This window comes from Marinicellulosiphila megalodicopiae, assembly GCF_045862395.1.
GTDB classification, from domain to species: domain Bacteria; phylum Pseudomonadota; class Gammaproteobacteria; order Pseudomonadales; family Natronospirillaceae; genus Marinicellulosiphila; species Marinicellulosiphila megalodicopiae.
The window spans coordinates 4,013,260-4,032,013 of sequence record NZ_AP023087.1; the positions used below are offsets into that span (position 1 = coordinate 4,013,260).

Genomic DNA, 18,754 nt, shown 5'->3' on the forward strand with positions numbered 1-18,754 from the left:
AACGGGTAAGATTACTTGATTAATCATGATAAATAAACTCATTCTCACTAAACAACTGCTTGATCTTAAATAAGGTCTCGTCATCTAATGGAATTTTATGAGCGCGATCCAGTTGCACAACCCCTGTTGCCAACTCGCTTTTTAAGCTTAATTGTAAAAATGCACCATTCTCAGCTTCTGCATTCACAATTTGACCCACCGCTGCTTGAATTTGTTTTTGCGACCAATCAGACACACCAACACGTATTGCTTTAATTAATTTTAATCTTGCCGTTTGAAGCGTATATAACGCTTTGGTTTTGACTCTTGTTCGATCTGAAAACTCATCATGAGCCACCTCAGCTTCTGCCACGACTATTTCATCAACGATGACCATGGGCTTCATTTCATCCCACTGCTCACCAAAAACAGTTATTTCTGTTCGACCTGTTCGATCATCAAGGGTGATGATTCCAAGACTTTTACCACTTTTTGTTATCATCGTTCTTACTGACAACACCAAACCTGCAATAATCTGAGTCATTCGTGGTCTTGGCTCTAACTGCCCCAAACGCACGGTTGTAATTTTATTTACTTCTTCTTCAAATTCATCAATTGGATGGCCCGTTAAAAACAAACCAAGGGTATCTCGCTCGCCTTTTAAGCGCTCTTTTAAAGACCAATCTAATACATGGCTATATTCTTTATATGGATCGGTTTTTTCTTCTTGCTCCATTTCACCAAACATATCCATCATGCCAGCACTTGCATTTCTTGATGCCTGACCCGCAGCTTGCAATGCATCTGAAATTGCAAAGAACATTTTAGAACGAGAATCACCGATTCCGTCCATCGCCCCACCTTTAATCAAAGCCTCTAACACACGTTTATTAATTTTCTTATTGGCGCACTTTTCACAAAAATCAAACAAATCATCAAAGTGTTTGTGCTCGGCTCTTGCCTCAACAATTGCCTCGACCGGTCCTTCGCCCACCCCTTTTACAGCACCTAAACCGTAAATTATTTGATTATTATCATTAACAGTAAACATAAATTCGCCGTGATTCACATCAGGTGGGAGTAAATCCAACCCCATATTGCGACACTCTTCTACCAAGATCACTACTTTCTCGGTATTTTGCATATCCGCTGACATTACCGCCGCCATAAAGGCTGCTGGGTAATGGGTTTTTAGCCACAATGTTTGATAAGAAACTAATGCATAAGCTGCAGAGTGAGATTTGTTAAAACCATAACCCGCAAATTTTTCAACCAAGTCGAAAATTTTGGTCGCAAGCTCAGGATCAATCCCTTCACTCTTAGCACCCTCAGCGAAAACTGTTCTCTGTTTTGCCATTTCTTCTGGTTTTTTCTTACCCATTGCACGACGAAGCATGTCGGCACCACCAAGAGAGAAGCCAGCCAGCGCTTGCGCAATTTGCATTACCTGCTCTTGATATACGATTACGCCATAAGTTGGCTCTAAAATGGGTTTTAATCGATCATGCTGATAATCAACATGCGGATAAGCGACACGTTCACGACCATGTTTACGGTTAACAAAGTCATCTACCATGCCCGATTCAAGCGGACCCGGTCTAAACAAGGCTACCAATGCGATCATATCTTCTAAATTATCGGGTAAAAGCCTTAAAATTAATTCTTTCATCCCTCGGGACTCAAGCTGGAAAACCGCTGTGGTTTCTGCACGCTTTAATAACGCAAAGGATTTTTCACAATCAAGGGGAATATGGGCAATTTCAATGGGTGACTCGCCATTTAACTGCTTTGAGTTAATGGTTTTAACAGCCCAATCAATAATAGTCAGGGTTCGCAACCCCAAGAAATCGAATTTAACTAGACCTGCTGATTCAACGTCATTTTTATCAAATTGAGTCACTAAACCAGAGCCATCTTCATCACAATAAAGCGGCGAGAAGTCGGTTAATTTATTAGGCGCGATCACCACACCACCCGCATGCTTACCTACATTTCGGATCGTCCCTTCCAAAACGGTTGCCATATTCCAAATTTCAGTGGCATCGTCATCCCCTTCCACAAAATCAACGAGCTCTTTAGTGGTTTCCCAAGCTTTGGTCAAATTCATCCCTACTTCAAAGGGGATTAATTTTGATAACTTATCCGCTAAACCATAAGCCTTACCTTGAACACGCGCCACATCTCGCACAACCGCTTTTGCCGCCATCGTACCAAACGTAATAATCTGTGAAACGGCTTGCCTTCCATAAGTGTCAGCCACGTACGCAATCACTCGATCTCGACCTTCCATACAAAAATCGATATCGAAATCGGGCATCGATACACGCTCAGGATTCAAGAATCGCTCAAACAGTAAATCGTATTCCAGCGGATCTAAATCCGTAATATCCAATACATATGCCACCAATGAGCCAGCTCCTGACCCACGCCCTGGACCAACTGGAATATCGTTTTCTTTACTCCAGCGAATGAAATCCATCACGATCAAGAAATAACCAGGGAATCCCATTTGTAAAATAATATCGAGCTCAAACTTTAAACGAACGTAATATTCCGCTCTTCGCTCTTCGTAATCATCCGCTTCTTTATCTAAAATATATTGAAGTCTGTTTTCTAATCCTTTTGCAGATAAATCTCTAAAAAATTCATCCATTGTCATTCCGTCGGGAATTGGATAATCCGGCAATGCGTAGAAATTTAACTTAACCGGACTGCTGCATCGCCTTGCGATTTCCACTGTATTTTCAATGGCAGAAGGGACATCCACAAATAATGCAGCCATTTCATCGGCTGATTTAAAATATTGTTCAGGACTGTATAAACGATCTCGCGTCGGATCAACAATGGTCACACCATCATTAATACACACACGCGCTTCATGAGCGTCAAAGTTATCGGTTTGATGAAACATGACATCGTTTGTAGCAACAACAGGTACATCAAACTCACTAGCCAACGCAATGGCGGCATGAACATGGGCTTCATCATTTGCACGATCCGTTCGATGCAACTCAAGATAATATCGATCACCAAAAATTGATTTCCATTTTTGTAATCGCGCTTTTGCAATATCTAATTTTTCATCAATGATGGCAGAACCCACATCACCGTAATTAGCACCCGAAAGCAAAATTAAACCTTCGTTAAATTTTTCAATTAATTCATAAGGCACCACAGCCTTATCGTTATGCTGATACTTTTGATAAGTGTCCGACATCATTTGTGTTAGGTTTTTATAGCCAGTGACATTCATCACCAAAAACGGCATACGAAATGGTTTTTTCTTATCATCTGGGTTTTCAACCCACATATCTGCACCTAAAATTGGCTTAACACCCTCACCAATGGATGCGTTATAAAACTTAACTAAGGAGGATAAAAAACTTTGATCCGTTACAGCTACCGCCGGCATATTATTTTCAGCGGCTTGCGCGACTAATTTTTTAACTCGAATCAAACCGTTAACTAAAGAGTATTCGCTGTGAACACGTAAATGAATAAATTGAGCAGACATTAATTTTTTTCCAAAATGCGTTGAACAGGTTTATAACTTTGACGATAACCTGGAATTAAACCGTGAGTTTCTATCGCTTCTAAATGCGCTTTTGTAGGATAACCCTTATGATTTGCAAATCCATATTGCGGAAACTCATCGTGTAAATCTTTCATTTGCTGATCACGAGTGACTTTTGCCAAAATTGAAGCCGCCGCAATACTGGCTACTTTACTATCCCCTTTTACTACGGCGGTTGCCTCACAAGGCAAGTCTTTAGGTATTTTATTACCATCTATATATGCATGACTTGGCTTTACATCCAACTCATTTACCGCACGAGACATTGCCAGCAACGAAGCTTGTAATATATTAATATCATCTATTTCTTCAGGTGTTGCGTGAGAAATAGCATAACTTAGAGCGTACTTTTTAATTTCATCGAACAACTGTAATCGTTTTTTTTCAGATAATTTTTTCGAATCATTCAAACCTAATATTGGATGTTTAGGGTCTAAAATAACCGCAGCGGTTACAACATCACCCACTAAAGGGCCACGACCCACTTCATCTACCCCACAACTAAGAGGCAAGTTATATTCTGAATTAAGAAACAAATCATCTTGTATAGACATATTGAGTGATGCGATAAAAAAGGGACGGGGATTGTATCATTTTTAAATAATTTGAGGAGTATGATTTAAGGATTGAATGATCAATCCTTAGGAAGCTTTTTAAACGAGTCAGTATCGATAATGCCCTGTTATTTTATAATCAAACAACATATCTTCATGCTTAGGACCCCAGCCAATATTGTGCACAATCATGGGGTTACCTGTTTTTTCATTGATTTGGTCCGTCACAATTCCAATATGCGGTCTGCCCGATAACGACCACGTAACAATATCGCCCGCTTTATAATCTTCAGCTTTTGAACTCACACCTAAACTTTCGCCAAATCGAGTAAAAAATACCTGTAGATTTGGTACGCGTCGATGGTCAATATTTTTATCGGTACGAGTTAACCCCCAAATTCGCTTAGAAGGATACACATCAAAATTCTCAAGCATATCTTCATGCACGAGCTTTTGCAGATCAATACCTAGCGCACGGTAACTGCGAATAATGACATCTGTACAAACACCATATTTTTTGGGCACATCGCCATTTGGATATTCAAGAGAAAAATAAGCAGGATTATAAATCACAAAATGTTCAGTGCGCTCTAAGGCTGCATCAACAAGTGATTGAGAGAAACTAAAAGAAGGAAGTATTAACAAAAACAAAAATAAGTGAGCGCGCATAAAAAAATCCAGTAACTGGATTTCATTATGATCACATTTTTTTGCTTTAGTTCCCTGCATATTGCAGAAAATAAAAGTGGCGGAATGGACGGGACTCGAACCCGCGACCCCTTGCGTGACAGGCAAGTATTCTAACCAACTGAACTACCACTCCGCAGTGGTGGGTGTGAACGGGATCGAACCGCTGACCCTCGCCTTGTAAGGGCGATGCTCTCCCAGCTGAGCTACACACCCAATCTTGTTTGTCGCTAAACAAGAATTGGTTTCGTTTTTATTTTACTTCTCAAAAACGTAAAGAAGTTGGCGGAATGGACGGGACTCGAACCCGCGACCCCTTGCGTGACAGGCAAGTATTCTAACCAACTGAACTACCACTCCGCATCGATTTGGTGGGTGTGAACGGGATCGAACCGCTGACCCTCGCCTTGTAAGGGCGATGCTCTCCCAGCTGAGCTACACACCCAAATCGACAATCCTTCAAATTAGTTTGAACTGCTTCAAAGGAGGTGCGCATTTTACCGAAAATCCCTTTGGTGTCAACTATTTAGCTCATTTTTTTTTATTTATTTTCATATTTTTATTTAAGCGAAAAAATGATCATTTATTAGCTATGCAACAAACACCAAAGAAAACCACGGAACATAAGTAATTAATAAAACAACAGCAAATAATAAGAACAAATAAGGCAACGTTGCTCGATATAATTCACCGATTGATTTATTAAACCGAGAACTTGCAATAAATAAATTCATCCCTACCGGTGGTGTAAAATATCCAATTTGCATATTTGCTACAAAGATAATGGCCAAATGCACTGGATCCACCCCAAAACCAACAGCAACTGGCAACAACAATGGCACCATAATTACTAAAGCTGCAAAAATATCCAATATTGCTCCTAGTAATAGAAGCAAAATATTTAATAAAATTAAGAACTGCCATTTTGAGTCAACGTGCTCTTGAATCCAACTCAGCAACATACTTGGAATTTGTGCATCTATTAAATAAGCCGAGAAAACCAAAGCCACCGCCAAAATTAATAAAATACCACCCACCATCTTCATGCTATCTAATGCAATCTGCGACACTTTAGATAATGGAATTTCTTTTTGAACAAAGACAGTAATAATAAATACATACATAGCGGTGACCGCAGCGATTTCAGAAATCACAACTTTGCCTGTCGCAATACCACCAATAATCACAACAGGAATCATTAGCTCCCACTTAGCTTCCCAAAGCGCACTTAAAAATTCTTTTAATCTAAATGCATGTAACGGAATATCTTGGTTACGATTTGCCCACAACCCCCAACCAAATAAAACCGCTATCATCAAAAATGCAGGTAAAATACCCGCCAAGAACAGATCAGAGATTTCAACATTCACTTCCATTTGCTGCGCAATCACACTAAACAAAATCAATGGAATCGCAGGAGGAAGCAATAAACCCAAACTGCCTGAGGTTGTAATCAACCCCAAAGAGAAACGCTCGTTATAATTAGATTTCACTAATGCTGGGTACAGCAAGCCACCCACTGCAACAATCGTCACACCAGAGCCACCAGTTAACATCGTAAAAAATGCACAGGTAAGCAAGCTTACCAACACTAACCCGCCAGGCATCCAACCCAATGAGGCTTGAGACAATCGGATCAAACGATCCGCAGTTTTAGATTCACTTAATAAAAACCCCGCAAAAGCAAACAATGGCAATGTTTTTAAAACACTGGCTGAGGACGAATCGGTAAACCCACCCATAATTGTAAAATAAGTTTGCAGAGCAAAATCTTCAATTTCAGCACCGGTTGAGAACCAACCAATACCCGCACCTGAAATAATAACCACAAACAAAGGCGCAGAAAAAACAATCAATAATAAGACAAGAACAGAACTAATGGTGATTTTCACAAATATTCCTTAAACGTTTTTTAAATTATGACGGTTAACCAAACTATGAACACCCACTTTAATTAAGCGGTAACCCATAACAAAAAAACCCAAAGGAATAAAAACCTCAAACACCCACTGAGGCACGTTTGCAAACACAATAAATGAGCCGCCATCTGTGATATTTTCAAAGGTGATTAATGAGCAAAGATAAGCCAAATAGAAACAAACCAACCCAGAAAGGCAGGCACCAACCAATGCGAAATGATATTTTATTTTTGAAGGGACATAATTTTGAAATACATCAAAGGCAATATGCTCGCCTTTTCGACCTGCAACCATTGCACCTAAAAATGCAATAATGAGCACCAAATGCTGAGTTAACGTTTCCGTCCAACCAAATACTGGTATTTGATAAGCAATATTCACCGACTCATAATTTGCATTCGCATAAGTCACCCAAGATTTTAAGTTACGCATAATAATCTGCATAACCGTTAACAATATAATGCCACCTAAGGCTGAAACTAAAAGACTGGATTCAACCAGTCTTAAAGCTTTACGAACACTATGAATCGCTTTCATTTATAGCGCTCTGTGCTTTTCTACAATCGATTTCATTTGATCAAAAATCTGCTGGCTAAATTCACCACCTTCAATCAGTGCTTTAATTGCACCTTGTGACTCAATGGCTAGCGCCTTTTTTTGTTCGTCAGTTGGTTCAATTGATTTAATATTTTGAGAAGCCAACGCATCGAATGCTTTTAGGTTTTCTTTACGGCTATCTTCATCCATCAATACAACCGCAGCTGTTAACACTTCTCTAACAATTATTTGATCTTCAGCACTGATTTTATTAAATATTTTATCAGAAATCGCCAATGTGCCATAAGTGTACATAAATGGAACATCGGTTACGTATTTTACCTTACTGAACCATTGCAAAGCCAAAGCCGCTACAGGTGGCGCTACAATTGCGTTAATTGAGTTGGTTTGAAGCGAGGTTAATACTTCACCAATACCTAAATAAATAGGAGATATTTCCAATTCTTGTGCAATGCGAGCAACCAATGGATCATTTGAAGGCAACCATAATTTTTGCTGCTTTAACTCAGTCACTGAAGTTACAGGATTGTTTGTCATTGCGTATGCAAATCCACCTTCAATTAAACCAAAAGTATTCCAACCTGCATCCGACAAACCTGACTCAATCACTGAATCCAATTCAGCTCGTACCGCATCAACTTCATCGTAACCATTAAAAAACATAGGCGCGTTATAAACTTGGCTATCCGCATAATCTGCCGCAAATGCACCACCTTCTAACATAGCACCGCCTAGTAATCCTTTATTGATTTTTTTCAAAACCGTTGTATTACCACCTTGAACACCACCGGGATACAGTTTAATTTCAACTCGCCCTTCAGTTCGCTCTTTAATTTGTTTGGCAGCATCACGCAATTGGATCAACGAATAAGTTCCATCTGGATACTGTGTTGCAATTTTAACTTTCGTTGCAGCTTGTGTAATAGGTGCGATGAATGATGTTAATAAGGCACCTACTAATAATATATTTTTCATTTTATTCTCTCACTTAACTTGATGTTATATTTTTCATTATGAACTATTCAGATGAATTCAATCTGAATAACGCCCTTTAATTAGAAATAATCGTAACTGCCATCTAACAATCGTTTCGCTTCTTTTTTAGCGTATTCATTTTGCAACGTTAAACCATGAAAATTAGAATCCGCCTCTAACACTTCATTTAATAATCGGTCATGCAATTCTTGCTCAAACATTAAACGCCCATAACCTTCGGCATACATAACTTTTGCTATTAAATTGCTAGGGTTCACTTTGATTGCACGTTCAAAATAATCTTTAGCAATTTCAGGTTTTCCACCTAATGATGGCGGTAACAAACTATTTAATGCACCTAAATAAACAAGCGGCATGCCGTTTTCGTATTGTTCATCAAGACTCACTACTTTTTTCATCATCAACTCTACTCGACCGAGCTGCGCGATTGAGTTGTAATCTGAAGAGGTTAATTGAATCAAACTTGTCCAACTGCTTGCTACAGCATATAAATATGGCAAATCTTTTTCTTTTTTGATCTTTGCTATTTCTTGCTCAAACGCACCAAAAGACATATCCATTAACTTACATGCCGACTTGCGATGCAAACACATTGCACGCTGAGCAAGATCAAAAGACTTTTGCGTCATTTTTAGCTTACGCGCCTCATCTTCAACAAACACACCACCATAAGCAGAGTTTAAAGACGATGCGGTTAATAAAAGAGATTCGCTTTCAGGGTAAGTGATTAACGCACCATCCACTAACAACAGATAAGTTGGCAGACCTTCTTTAACTGTCACCAAATCATCACTATTTAAAACACCATACCCAATATCATTAGGTAAACGGGTAATTGCACAGCTTTGTAAAAACAAAACACAGCAAACAATGGTCAAAATACGCATAAGACTCCTAGAAGACGATCTTTAAAAAAGGGGGGATTATAACGAGCTAATGAATAAAGCTCTAGCTCAAATGACAGAAATAAAAAAAGCCCTCAAAGGGCTTTTTAAAAAACTATCGTAAATTTGTTTTTTTTTGATTATTGAGATTGCTCAACCATATAATCAACAATACCTTTTACTTCATCATCGCTAAGAGCAGTAAAACCACCTTTAGCCATCATCACCGTACCTGGAACACCATTTAATCCACTTAGATATAAAGCGTCGATTCCTTTAGTAATTCTTGGACCCCAAGCATCTGCATCCCCAACAATTGGGGCACCGCCAACACCTGTCCCATGACAAGAATTACACTTACCTTTAAACATTGCTTCAGGTGAGTTTTTATCAGCTTTAGCTGAAGCAACCACATTAGCCGTTGTACACTCAACACCTTCAACACATACATTTCCTGCTGGCATTAAACGCGAAGCCACACCCTCATCCGTACTTGCAACAGCATTCACACTTGCTAGCGCCACAACTATCAAAAAAGCATGTTTAATTAAATTTGAGATTTTCATTAAATTATTACCTTATTTAAAAAATGTTTTTATAATTTTGCGAAGTATAACCACTTCTTTACCTGCAACCAATATCAACATACAAACTTCAAATGGAAAAAAAGAGGTAGTTTGCCACCTCTTTTACTTTAGTTAGAAATCCTAAAATTTCCAACTACACCAATTTAACAGAGTATTAAAGTGCTTTAGCAGCTGCAACTACTGCATCAACGGTTATTCCAAAATGCTTATAAAGATCCGCAGCTGGAGCAGACTCACCGAATGTTTCCATACCGATAATCGCGCCGTCAAAACCCGTGTACTTAAACCAGAAATCTTTAGCACAAGCTTCAATTGCAACACGCTTACGCACTGCATTTGGCAATACAGATTCTTTATATTCAGCAGATTGCTGATCAAAGATAGCCGTACAAGGCATAGAAACTACACGAACGTTATCACCCAGTTGCTCAGCTGAATCCATCGCCATTTGTACTTCAGAACCTGTCGCGATCAAGATAATTGCTGGCGTACCCACACTGTCTTTTAAGATGTAACCACCACGTTCGATATCAGCAATTTGCGCTGCAGTACGTACTTGATGATCCAATGCTTGACGAGAAAAAATCAAAGCAGAAGGTGTCGCTTTTCTTGTGATTGCACTTTTCCAAGCAACCGCAGACTCAACAGAGTCACATGGACGCCATGTATCTAAGTTTGGCGTACTACGTAAGCTGACGATTTGCTCAACAGGTTGGTGAGTTGGACCATCTTCACCTAAACCAATTGAATCATGAGTGTATACAAAAATTGAACGCTGCTTCATTAATGCTGCCATACGAACCGCATTACGCGCGTATTCCATGAACATTAAGAAGGTTGCACCAAACGGCACTAAACCTTTATGTAATGCAATACCATTCATAATTGCTGACATACCAAACTCACGCACACCGTAGAAACAGTAGTTTCCACTTGCGTCATTAGCACTGATACCTTGAGCTTTTGACCATAGTGTTAAGTTAGAACCGGCTAAATCAGCAGATCCACCGAAGAATTCAGGCAACTCAGCAGCAAATGCTTCAATTGAATTTTGTGATGCTTTACGAGATGCAATGGTTTGCGCTTGCTCGTTTACGTCAGCGATGATTTTATTTGCTTTTTCATCAAAGTTTGCAGGCAATTCATTGCTAGAACGACGCTCAAATTCAGCCGCCAATTCAGGATGCGCCACTTTGTATTTCGCAAACAACTCATTCCAAGCGCTTTCAGAAGCCGCGCCTTTTTCATTTGCATCCCATGCATCTTTAATATCTGCAGGAATTTCAAATGGAGCATGTGGCCAATTTAGGCGCTCACGCGTTAATTTAATTTCTTCATCACCTAATGGCGCACCGTGACAATCTTCTTTACCTTCTTTGTTTGGCGAACCAAAACCGATGATTGTTTTACAGATTACCAATGTAGGCTTATCAGATTCAGCTTTTGCTGTTTCAATAGCTTGTAATAATTCTTCAGAATCGTGACCATTTACACGAGGAATCACTTGCCATCCGTATGCTTCAAAACGTTTTTGAGTATCGTCAGTGAACCAACCTTCCACTTCACCATCGATTGAAATGCCGTTGTCATCATAAAATGCAACTAACTTTCCAAGACCTAATGTGCCCGCTAATGAACAAACTTCGTGAGAAATACCTTCCATCATGCAGCCATCACCCAAAAATACATAAGTGAAATGGTCAACGATTTCTAAGTTTGGTTTGTTAAATTGTGCGCCCATTACTTTTTCAGCAATAGCCATACCTACACCGTTTGCAATACCCTGGCCTAATGGACCCGTAGTAGTTTCAATGCCTGGCGCGTAACCGTATTCTGGGTGACCGGGTGTTTTTGAGTGCAATTGACGGAAGCTTTTCAAGTCATCAATGCTTAAATCGTAACCTGATAAATGCAATAAAGAATAATGCAACATTGAACCATGGCCGTTAGATAAGATGAAACGGTCACGGTTAACCCAATCAGGATTAGATGGATTATGGTTTAAATGTGTATTCCATAATACTTCGGCAATATCTGCCATACCCATTGGTGCACCGGGGTGACCACTTTTGGCTTTTTGTACTGCGTCCATTGAAAGGGCGCGGATGGCATTGGCTAGATCAGATCTTGAAGGCATTGAGATTTCCCAAATTTAGGCGGATAAAAAAAGGCGTATATTGTCCTTGATTGGCCCCAGATGGTAAAGGCCAAAAGGCAGATAATCGGCATTTAACTTAAAATATTTCATCTGGGGCTAAATCGAACGCTGATCTAGGAGAAAACTCCATATCTTCACCTTCACTCTCACTATCTAAATCACTGCCATCCACTTTTTTCTTAATCATTATTTCGACCCGACGATTAACCGATCGACCTTCAGCGGTTTCGTTATCTTGAAGCGGATCAGTAGAGCCATGCCCCACAATTGTAAATCGGTTTTCACTTAATTCATCTGCTTCAAACAAATATTCAGCCACTGCCAATGCTCTTGCAGAAGACAATGCCCAGTTTGACCTGAATTTAGAAGAGTTTATCGGTCTGTCATCAGTATGACCATCAACAAACAAATCCCCTTGGGTTTCTACTAAAACCTTACGTATTTGGTCCAAAACAGGTAAAAAATCATCTGCAACATAATCAGTACCCGCACCAAAAGACTGCTCTTTGATTCGAATAATGATCACATTCAATTCGGTTTCTACTTGAAGCAAACCTTCACCTATGGCTTCAGCCAATATAGTGGAGATTCTTTCTGCTTCTTCTTCGACCTCTTCTTGCGTTTGCTGTTTATCGGCCACAGTAATTTCTCGACTTTGCTTGCCAGACTCGCCCTGAGCGTCGTTTTGCTGAATCATCTGATCCTGACACATCACTTCAAGACTGTCTTTTAAATCATTCACTGTATCTTGACGGATAATATTCAACGGCGTAGGCGTAGGGATACTTGGACTGAATTCTTGCGCAATTATGCTGGTACCCTTTGGAATATCATTGACACTGATTTGATTTTGCACACCAAATGCGTTTCGCATAGAACCTGCCAAACGTTTAAATTTTAAAGCATCCATTTCAGAGAACGATAAAAGCAAAACGAAAAACGACATCAATAATGCCATTAAATCCCCAAACGTCGCCAACCATCCAGGTAAACCGGCGGGGCATTCAGGGCATTCATCTTCCTCTTCATCACTCACTTGCTTCCCCTCTGTCACTACTTGCTAAATATGTTTTCAGTAACGAATCAATAATTCTAGGGTTTTGACCTGCTTGAATAGCAAGTAGGCCATCAATAATCATACGTTGCAGACGATCTTCTTCACCTGCTCGTAATTTCAATTTATCTTTAATAGGTAATGCTATAATCGTTGCCACAACTGAACCATACAAAGTGGTTAATAACGCAACTGCCATAGCAGGGCCAATGGATTTTGGATCATCCATATTTGCCAACATCCCTACCAAACCCACAAGCGTACCGACCATCCCCATAGCTGGCGCCACATCACCAAAGGCATCAAAAATACCCGCACCCATTTCGTGGCGCTCTAAAGACATTTTCATATCTTTGGTTAATAGATTTTTCACCACCTCAGGATCATGACCATCTACTAATAACTGAATCCCTTTGGATAAAAAATCGTTACTCACTTCTTTACCTTCTAAAGAAAGTAAGCCGCCTTTACGTGCTAAATCCGCTAATTCAACTATTTCTTCAATTAATTCAAGTGGCGCAACCGCTTTAAATGAATACGCTTTACCTGCTACTTTGGCTGCACCTAAATATTGCTGAAGCGTGTATTTTTGCATGACCACAAAAATAGACCCACCTACCACAATCAACATTGAAGGCACGTTGTAATACATACCCACACCACCTGCGAGTACCATCGCCAACACAACCATAGCCAGTGCGCCGGCAAGACCAACAATCGTTGCTAAATCCAAAATACACCCCTCTTAGCTAACATCTCATTTTTCAGTCTAGACGCAAAAAAATCAATTTGTGAAATCTTGTTAATAAATTTCTACTAATTAATTGATAAACTAAACGATCAACGTTTCTTGACCAAAAATACACAAAAAGGTAGGGTTCGCGCTCAATCCATGTTCCTGATCTCTGTTTTATTAAGGCGTTTTTGTTATGGCTAAAGCCCAATCTAATTTTGAACAATCCATTGTCGAACTTGAAAAGTTAGTTGACGCTCTTGAAGGCGACGAACTGAGTCTTGATGAATCATTAAAAGTCTTTGAAAAAGGCGTTAAATTATCGCGTTCATGTCAAAAAATTCTCGATCAAGCCGAGCTTAAAATTCAAAAATTAAGTGACGAGCAATGGCAGGACGTATCAGACGAACTATGAACAACGAAATTTATGACCCAAGCGTACTTGAATCCATAGAAACACGCTTAAGCGAACTGACCGACCAATACGCCAAATCCAGCCCCGAATTAAAAGCCGCCATTAACTACAGCTTATTAAGTGGTGGCAAACGTCTTCGTGCTTTATTAGTAAAAGCCGCCAGCCAATTGATTGATCCTGACAATAAAAACTGGATAGACTGCGCCTGCGCACTTGAAATGATGCATTGTTATTCGTTAATACATGACGATTTACCTGCAATGGACGACGACAATCTTCGCCGTGGCAAACCCACCAATCATATTCAATTTGATGAAGCCACCGCTATATTAGCTGGCGACGCATTACTAACCATGGCATTTGAAGTCATCGCCAACACATCAGTTAATGATTCAATCAAAATCAAACAAATTCAAATTTTAGCGCACGCCAGTGGCGCAAATGGCATGGTGGCAGGTCAAGCGATTGATCTAGCCTCCACTAACCAAGAAATTGATTTTGAACATTTAAAAACCATGCACAAACTGAAAACAGGCGCCTTAATATTAGCGTCGGTTCAAATTGGCGCTTTGTGCGAGCCAAACATCACACCCTCACAACAATCTGCCTTAAAACAATACGCACAAAATATAGGCCTTGGCTTTCAAATTATTGATGACGTATTAGATGTAGAAAGCGACACTCAAACATTAGGTAAACCTCAAGGCTCCGACAGCGAAGCGAACAAGTCCACCTACGTTAAACACTTAGGTTTGCAAACCGCCAAAGACACCGCCTTACAACTAATTGAACAAGCCTGCGAGCATATTCAAATTTTTGAACACCCACAAATGCTGAACAACATTGCGTTGTTTGTATTAAATAGAAAGCATTAAAAAGGTAAGCTAATGCAACCCACCATACTCATCGTTGACGACGAACCCAGCATCAGCCAAACCTTAGTATATGCGTTGCAACTTGAAGGATTTAACTCAGTTACCTGCGAGCTAGGCGGACAGGCTTTAGAAATTTTAAAAAACCAATCCATTGATTTTATTGTATTAGATGTAGGCCTTCCTGATATAAATGGCTTTGAGTTATGCAAAACCATTCGTGAATTTTCAACGACACCCATTTTATTTTTAACGGCTCGCAATGACGAGTTTGATCGAATATTAGGCTTAGAAATTGGCGCAGACGATTATGTTTGTAAACCGTTTAGCCCAAGAGAAGTCAGCACCCGTATTAAAGTAATTTTAAAAAGATTAAACACAACATCAAAAAAAGAACCAGAAACAACGGCACATAATGCATTATTAGAGTTAGATTCAAATACAATGTCAGCGATGTTTTATTCCAAACCTCTGAGCTTAACCAAATTAGAATTTCAAATTTTAGCCGTATTATTTAAGCGACCAGAGCAAGTTTATTCCCGCGCACAACTTATGGATATTATCTGGCCTAATTCAGCAAGCTTAGAGCGCAGTGTGGATACTCATATAAAATCATTACGTACAAAGCTTAAATCAATTAACTGTGATCATGACATCATTAAAACCCATCGTGGAATTGGTTATAGCCTGATTTTATAATACTAATGACGCATCATTTAAAAAGGATATTCACTTTTGAAATTTTTAATTTTATTAACTGTATTAATACCACACTTAATTTATGCAAACGACTGCATTTATGACGACAACAGTTATTCAGACTTTGCTAAAGATTATGTATCCAAGCAAAAACAAGCAACACTTTCAGAAGATTTTGAAATCACAACGACCTATAAAGACTCCTTAGTCATCGTTAACGGAGGTGGTTGCTCTCACTTAGGTTACGATATTCACTACACATTAAAACAAAACATAAACGAATCTGAATTTTTCAATCTTGTGATTGAGTTAACCAATATTTTTGGCGTTTGGATTGGATATAACGACCAAATAAAAAATGCCATTGCAGAAAATAAATGGGCCAAAGAAGGTAACAATTACTCCTTTGATTTTAATGGTTATCCTATTTTTGATGCTTCACTTAATGACCAAGAATTATACATAGAGTTTTACATCAATTAATTAAAGGAGTCTTCCATGCGAAGTAATACAAAGATCACGTTGGATAAAGACACCATTAAGAAGCTATCCAACAAAGCATTTGGCCCTAAGCAGATCTCAGACACACAAGAATTAACTTACGGATGGTTCAACACAGCTTACAAAATCACATTTAACGATCAGACTACTGTTGTATTAAAAGTAGGTCCACCGCAACATGCGCCAATCATGTGTTATGAAAAAAACATGATGCAAGCAGAAATAAACTGCACCGAACTTGTATCCAAGCGTTTAAATATTCCCAGTCCAAAGGTTTTATTTTCAGATTTAACCAAACAAGATATCGATTACCCGTATTTCTTTATGGATTTTATGCCTGGCATTATTTGGAATACCATTCGTGATGATTTAAGTGAAGATCAAAATAATCAATTATTATTTCAACTGGGTGAAATAACAGCGAAAATTAATTCAATACAAAATGCACATTTTGGTTATTTTGATTTATCAGAAAAACACACAAACTGGTTTGATGCATTTAGCGCAATGAGTACCCAGTTATTTAACGACGCTAAAACCTACAACATCAAATTACCTTTAACCCAATCAGAATACACAACGCTATTAAATGATTATCAATCTATTTTTGCAGAAGTCACTCAAGCACAATTAGTCCACTGGGATTTATCGCCATCTAATATTTTTATCGACGAACAGGATCATTGTCATTGTCATATTTTAGGAGCAATTGATTTTGAGCGCGCTATTTGGGGCGACCCACTGATGGAATCTATATTGTTTGACAAAAATAATATCGAAGCCTACTCAAAAGGGTATCAACAAAATTTACTCACCACTGACAATCAAAAAAGCAGACGATTATTTTATAATTTATACCTATGTTTAATTATAGTCATTGAAGACGGCCCTAGAGATTACGATGATAAGTCAGCGGTTATTTGGGCAAACGACGAGTTAGTAAAAATCGCCGACCAATTAAACAGGATAAAAAAATAAAGTTGGGATAATTATTGCTAAGCTAATACAAACACACTTTTTAGCGGCAATTTATGAAATACTCACGGGTTTCACTTAAAGATTTATCCAAACAAGAATTAAAACAACTCACTAAACAACTGGGGAGCCAAAGTGATTTCAGTATTGCTCGTGAATTTAATCTCAAACCTTTTGAAGTTAAAATTTTACGTCAACAAAAAAACATACCTTCAGTTAATGAAGACTGCGCAAATAAAAAATTAAATTGGACAGACAGTAAAATTAAATTATTAGGCACAACCACTGATGTAAAACTTGCGCAAAAGTGGGGCAGCACAAGAAGTGTCATTTACAGTAAACGTAAATTATTAGGGATTCCTCCGTTTCAACCTGAAACATTAGAATATAAATCAATCGCCGATTACCATATTTGGACAGCCAAAGAAGTAGCATTACTTGGTACTATGTTTGATACCGAAGTTGCTTCAATTGTGGGTCTGGCGCCTTGTACCGTTACAAATTATCGAAATTCACTGGGCATAGAGCCATTTAGTGAACGCGGACCCATAATATGGACAGACATCATGTTACGCAATCTTGGGGAAATGTCAGACAAAGAGTTTAGCGAATATTTTGAAGTCAGCGTGACAAGCATTTGCTGCAAACGCATACTCATGCAAATTCCATCCTTTGGAACAGGTCAATTAACCAAACCTCCAATTTTAACCCCACAAGCGATTGCTAAACTTGGCACCCAAACCGATGCGAGTTTATCCAAAAAATATAAACGCGCTCGCTACATATTTAGATTACATCGACATTTAAGAGGCATTGCGCCTTTTAAAGAAGAAGCAAAAAGTAAATACAATTGGACTAAGTCAATTATCAATAAAATGGGTGTCATTGGCGATTCTGAAATTGCAAGACAGACAGGTATTCCAAAAGTAATGGTGCGACAAAAGCGTAAAAAGCTAGGAATCAAAACAGCAGACAGACAACAAAATATCACCTGGACGGATTCGATGGTTAAACAACTTAAATTAATGGAAGACAAATATCTTGCACAAGCCTTAAAAGTAACCGTTGAAACCGTGACGCAAAAACGTGAATCGTTAGGTATCAAAGCACACATCGGTTCAAAAAAATGGACAGCTTCAGAGTTAAAATTATTAGGCACTGACACAGATGTTAATATTGCGAATCAATTAAGCGTATCTTCAAGCTCCATTTTGCGTCAACGAAAGCTACTTAACATCCCATCGTTCAAAGGAAGCACACCGTTTAAATGGAAAAAATCCGCCATTGCCATGTTGGGCAAATTTACCGATGCCGATATTGCATTTGAATTAGGCGTGCACGCATCCACCGTTTGGAAAAAACGAAACGAATTAAATATTGAACCATGCAATCTAAAAGGCTGTGGTAATTGGCGCGATCCAAAAATGCTTAATAAACTCGGTAAAATTCCAGACGAACAATTGGGTGAATTAATTGGCATCACTGCATTAGCAGTAAAATCAAAACGACAATCAATGGGGATTGCGCCCGTTTAAAGCACTCCTTTTATATGGGTTTATGTTCAAAAAAACAAAAACCCATTCTCTTCTTATATGAATCAGATACAATC

General features: G+C 38.9%; 17 protein-coding genes and 4 tRNA genes. 6 read left to right on the forward strand and 15 right to left on the reverse strand.

Annotated features, from left to right (window positions below; all coding sequences use genetic code 11):
* Nucleotides 1–19 precede the first annotated feature (19 nt).
* From dnaE to pomA, 15 genes are all read right to left on the reverse strand, one after another.
* On the reverse strand, nt 20–3,493 hold the full coding sequence (dnaE, locus tag TYM08_RS17295) for a DNA polymerase III subunit alpha (protein WP_422380401.1): 3,474 nt from the start codon (nt 3,491–3,493) through the stop codon (nt 20–22).
* The gene (rnhB, locus tag TYM08_RS17300; protein ID WP_422380402.1) at nt 3,493–4,107 is read right to left on the reverse strand and encodes a ribonuclease HII; all 615 of its coding nucleotides are present in this window, start codon (nt 4,105–4,107) and stop codon (nt 3,493–3,495) included. Before rnhB ends, dnaE begins: the two co-directional genes overlap by 1 nt.
* Before the next feature lie 108 nt (nt 4,108–4,215).
* The gene (locus TYM08_RS17305) at nt 4,216–4,776 is read right to left on the reverse strand and encodes a DUF1287 domain-containing protein (RefSeq protein ID WP_422380403.1); all 561 of its coding nucleotides are present in this window, start codon (nt 4,774–4,776) and stop codon (nt 4,216–4,218) included.
* Between the two features lie 77 nt (nt 4,777–4,853).
* Nucleotides 4,854–4,930, reverse strand: a tRNA-Asp gene (locus TYM08_RS17310).
* Nucleotides 4,931–4,934: 4 nt separating this feature from the next.
* Nucleotides 4,935–5,010 (reverse strand) — tRNA-Val (locus tag TYM08_RS17315).
* 67 nt (nt 5,011–5,077) lie between these two features.
* A tRNA-Asp gene (locus TYM08_RS17320) sits at nt 5,078–5,154 on the reverse strand.
* 9 nt (nt 5,155–5,163) lie between these two features.
* Nucleotides 5,164–5,239: transfer RNA gene (locus TYM08_RS17325), tRNA-Val, on the reverse strand.
* Nucleotides 5,240–5,384: 145 nt separating this feature from the next.
* Nucleotides 5,385–6,686, reverse strand: a complete 1,302-nt coding sequence (locus tag TYM08_RS17330) for a TRAP transporter large permease (RefSeq protein WP_422380404.1) — start codon at nt 6,684–6,686, stop codon at nt 5,385–5,387.
* A gap of 9 nt (nt 6,687–6,695) precedes the next feature.
* Entirely contained in the window at nt 6,696–7,250 is a 555-nt protein-coding gene (locus TYM08_RS17335) for a TRAP transporter small permease (RefSeq protein WP_422380405.1), read from the reverse strand.
* Nucleotides 7,251–8,246 carry a TRAP transporter substrate-binding protein DctP gene (gene dctP, locus TYM08_RS17340; RefSeq protein WP_422380406.1) on the reverse strand — a complete coding sequence of 332 codons (996 nt, stop codon included), beginning with the start codon at nt 8,244–8,246 and terminating at the stop codon, nt 7,251–7,253.
* An 80-nt stretch (nt 8,247–8,326) separates the two neighbouring features.
* Entirely contained in the window at nt 8,327–9,154 is an 828-nt protein-coding gene (locus TYM08_RS17345; protein WP_422380407.1) for a TRAP transporter TatT component family protein, read from the reverse strand.
* 137 nt (nt 9,155–9,291) lie between these two features.
* Entirely contained in the window at nt 9,292–9,717 is a 426-nt protein-coding gene (locus TYM08_RS17350) for a c-type cytochrome (RefSeq protein ID WP_422380408.1), read from the reverse strand.
* 175 nt (nt 9,718–9,892) lie between these two features.
* Nucleotides 9,893–11,875 carry a transketolase gene (gene tkt / locus TYM08_RS17355; RefSeq protein ID WP_422380409.1) on the reverse strand — a complete coding sequence of 661 codons (1,983 nt, stop codon included), beginning with the start codon at nt 11,873–11,875 and terminating at the stop codon, nt 9,893–9,895.
* A 97-nt stretch (nt 11,876–11,972) separates the two neighbouring features.
* Nucleotides 11,973–12,932, reverse strand: coding sequence for a MotB family protein (locus TYM08_RS17360; RefSeq protein ID WP_422380410.1), 960 nt, complete (start codon nt 12,930–12,932; stop codon nt 11,973–11,975).
* A complete protein-coding gene (pomA, locus tag TYM08_RS17365; protein WP_422380411.1) occupies nt 12,925–13,683 on the reverse strand; it encodes a flagellar motor protein PomA in 759 nt (252 codons plus the stop codon). Before pomA ends, TYM08_RS17360 begins: the two co-directional genes overlap by 8 nt.
* Nucleotides 13,684–13,879: 196 nt before the next feature.
* Here pomA and TYM08_RS17370 point away from each other — a divergent pair, with 196 nt between their 5' ends.
* The 6 genes from TYM08_RS17370 to TYM08_RS17395 are packed head-to-tail and all read left to right on the forward strand — an operon-like array spanning nt 13,880 to nt 18,680.
* Nucleotides 13,880–14,098 (forward strand): exodeoxyribonuclease VII small subunit, encoded by a 219-nt coding sequence (locus tag TYM08_RS17370; protein ID WP_422380412.1) that lies wholly within the window; start codon nt 13,880–13,882, stop codon nt 14,096–14,098.
* Nucleotides 14,095–14,973, forward strand: a complete 879-nt coding sequence (locus tag TYM08_RS17375; protein ID WP_422380413.1) for a polyprenyl synthetase family protein — start codon at nt 14,095–14,097, stop codon at nt 14,971–14,973. Before TYM08_RS17370 ends, TYM08_RS17375 begins: the two co-directional genes overlap by 4 nt.
* Before the next feature lie 12 nt (nt 14,974–14,985).
* The gene (creB, locus tag TYM08_RS17380; protein WP_422380414.1) at nt 14,986–15,669 is read left to right on the forward strand and encodes a two-component system response regulator CreB; all 684 of its coding nucleotides are present in this window, start codon (nt 14,986–14,988) and stop codon (nt 15,667–15,669) included.
* A 36-nt stretch (nt 15,670–15,705) separates the two neighbouring features.
* Nucleotides 15,706–16,152 carry a hypothetical protein gene (locus TYM08_RS17385; RefSeq protein WP_422380415.1) on the forward strand — a complete coding sequence of 149 codons (447 nt, stop codon included), beginning with the start codon at nt 15,706–15,708 and terminating at the stop codon, nt 16,150–16,152.
* Nucleotides 16,153–16,167: 15 nt separating this feature from the next.
* Nucleotides 16,168–17,148, forward strand: coding sequence for a phosphotransferase family protein (locus TYM08_RS17390; RefSeq protein ID WP_422380416.1), 981 nt, complete (start codon nt 16,168–16,170; stop codon nt 17,146–17,148).
* Between the two features lie 53 nt (nt 17,149–17,201).
* Complete coding sequence (locus TYM08_RS17395) at nt 17,202–18,680, forward strand: hypothetical protein (RefSeq protein WP_422380417.1); 1,479 nt, start codon at nt 17,202–17,204, stop codon at nt 18,678–18,680.
* Nucleotides 18,681–18,754: the final 74 nt, after the last annotated feature.

Excerpts from the sequence above, each read along its gene's own strand:
- dnaE (WP_422380401.1), bottom strand. The coding sequence starts at position 3,493 with ATGTCTGCTCAATTTATTCATTTACGTGTTCACAGCGAATACTCTTTA.
- rnhB (WP_422380402.1), bottom strand. The coding sequence starts at position 4,107 with ATGTCTATACAAGATGATTTGTTTCTTAATTCAGAATATAACTTGCCT.
- TYM08_RS17305 (WP_422380403.1), bottom strand. The coding sequence starts at position 4,776 with ATGCGCGCTCACTTATTTTTGTTTTTGTTAATACTTCCTTCTTTTAGT.
- TYM08_RS17335 (WP_422380405.1), bottom strand. The coding sequence starts at position 7,250 with ATGAAAGCGATTCATAGTGTTCGTAAAGCTTTAAGACTGGTTGAATCC.
- dctP (WP_422380406.1), bottom strand. The coding sequence starts at position 8,246 with ATGAAAAATATATTATTAGTAGGTGCCTTATTAACATCATTCATCGCA.
- TYM08_RS17345 (WP_422380407.1), bottom strand. The coding sequence starts at position 9,154 with ATGCGTATTTTGACCATTGTTTGCTGTGTTTTGTTTTTACAAAGCTGT.
- TYM08_RS17350 (WP_422380408.1), bottom strand. The coding sequence starts at position 9,717 with ATGAAAATCTCAAATTTAATTAAACATGCTTTTTTGATAGTTGTGGCG.
- tkt (WP_422380409.1), bottom strand. The coding sequence starts at position 11,875 with ATGCCTTCAAGATCTGATCTAGCCAATGCCATCCGCGCCCTTTCAATG.
- TYM08_RS17370 (WP_422380412.1), top strand. The coding sequence starts at position 13,880 with ATGGCTAAAGCCCAATCTAATTTTGAACAATCCATTGTCGAACTTGAA.
- TYM08_RS17375 (WP_422380413.1), top strand. The coding sequence starts at position 14,095 with ATGAACAACGAAATTTATGACCCAAGCGTACTTGAATCCATAGAAACA.
- creB (WP_422380414.1), top strand. The coding sequence starts at position 14,986 with ATGCAACCCACCATACTCATCGTTGACGACGAACCCAGCATCAGCCAA.
- TYM08_RS17390 (WP_422380416.1), top strand. The coding sequence starts at position 16,168 with ATGCGAAGTAATACAAAGATCACGTTGGATAAAGACACCATTAAGAAG.
- TYM08_RS17395 (WP_422380417.1), top strand. The coding sequence starts at position 17,202 with ATGAAATACTCACGGGTTTCACTTAAAGATTTATCCAAACAAGAATTA.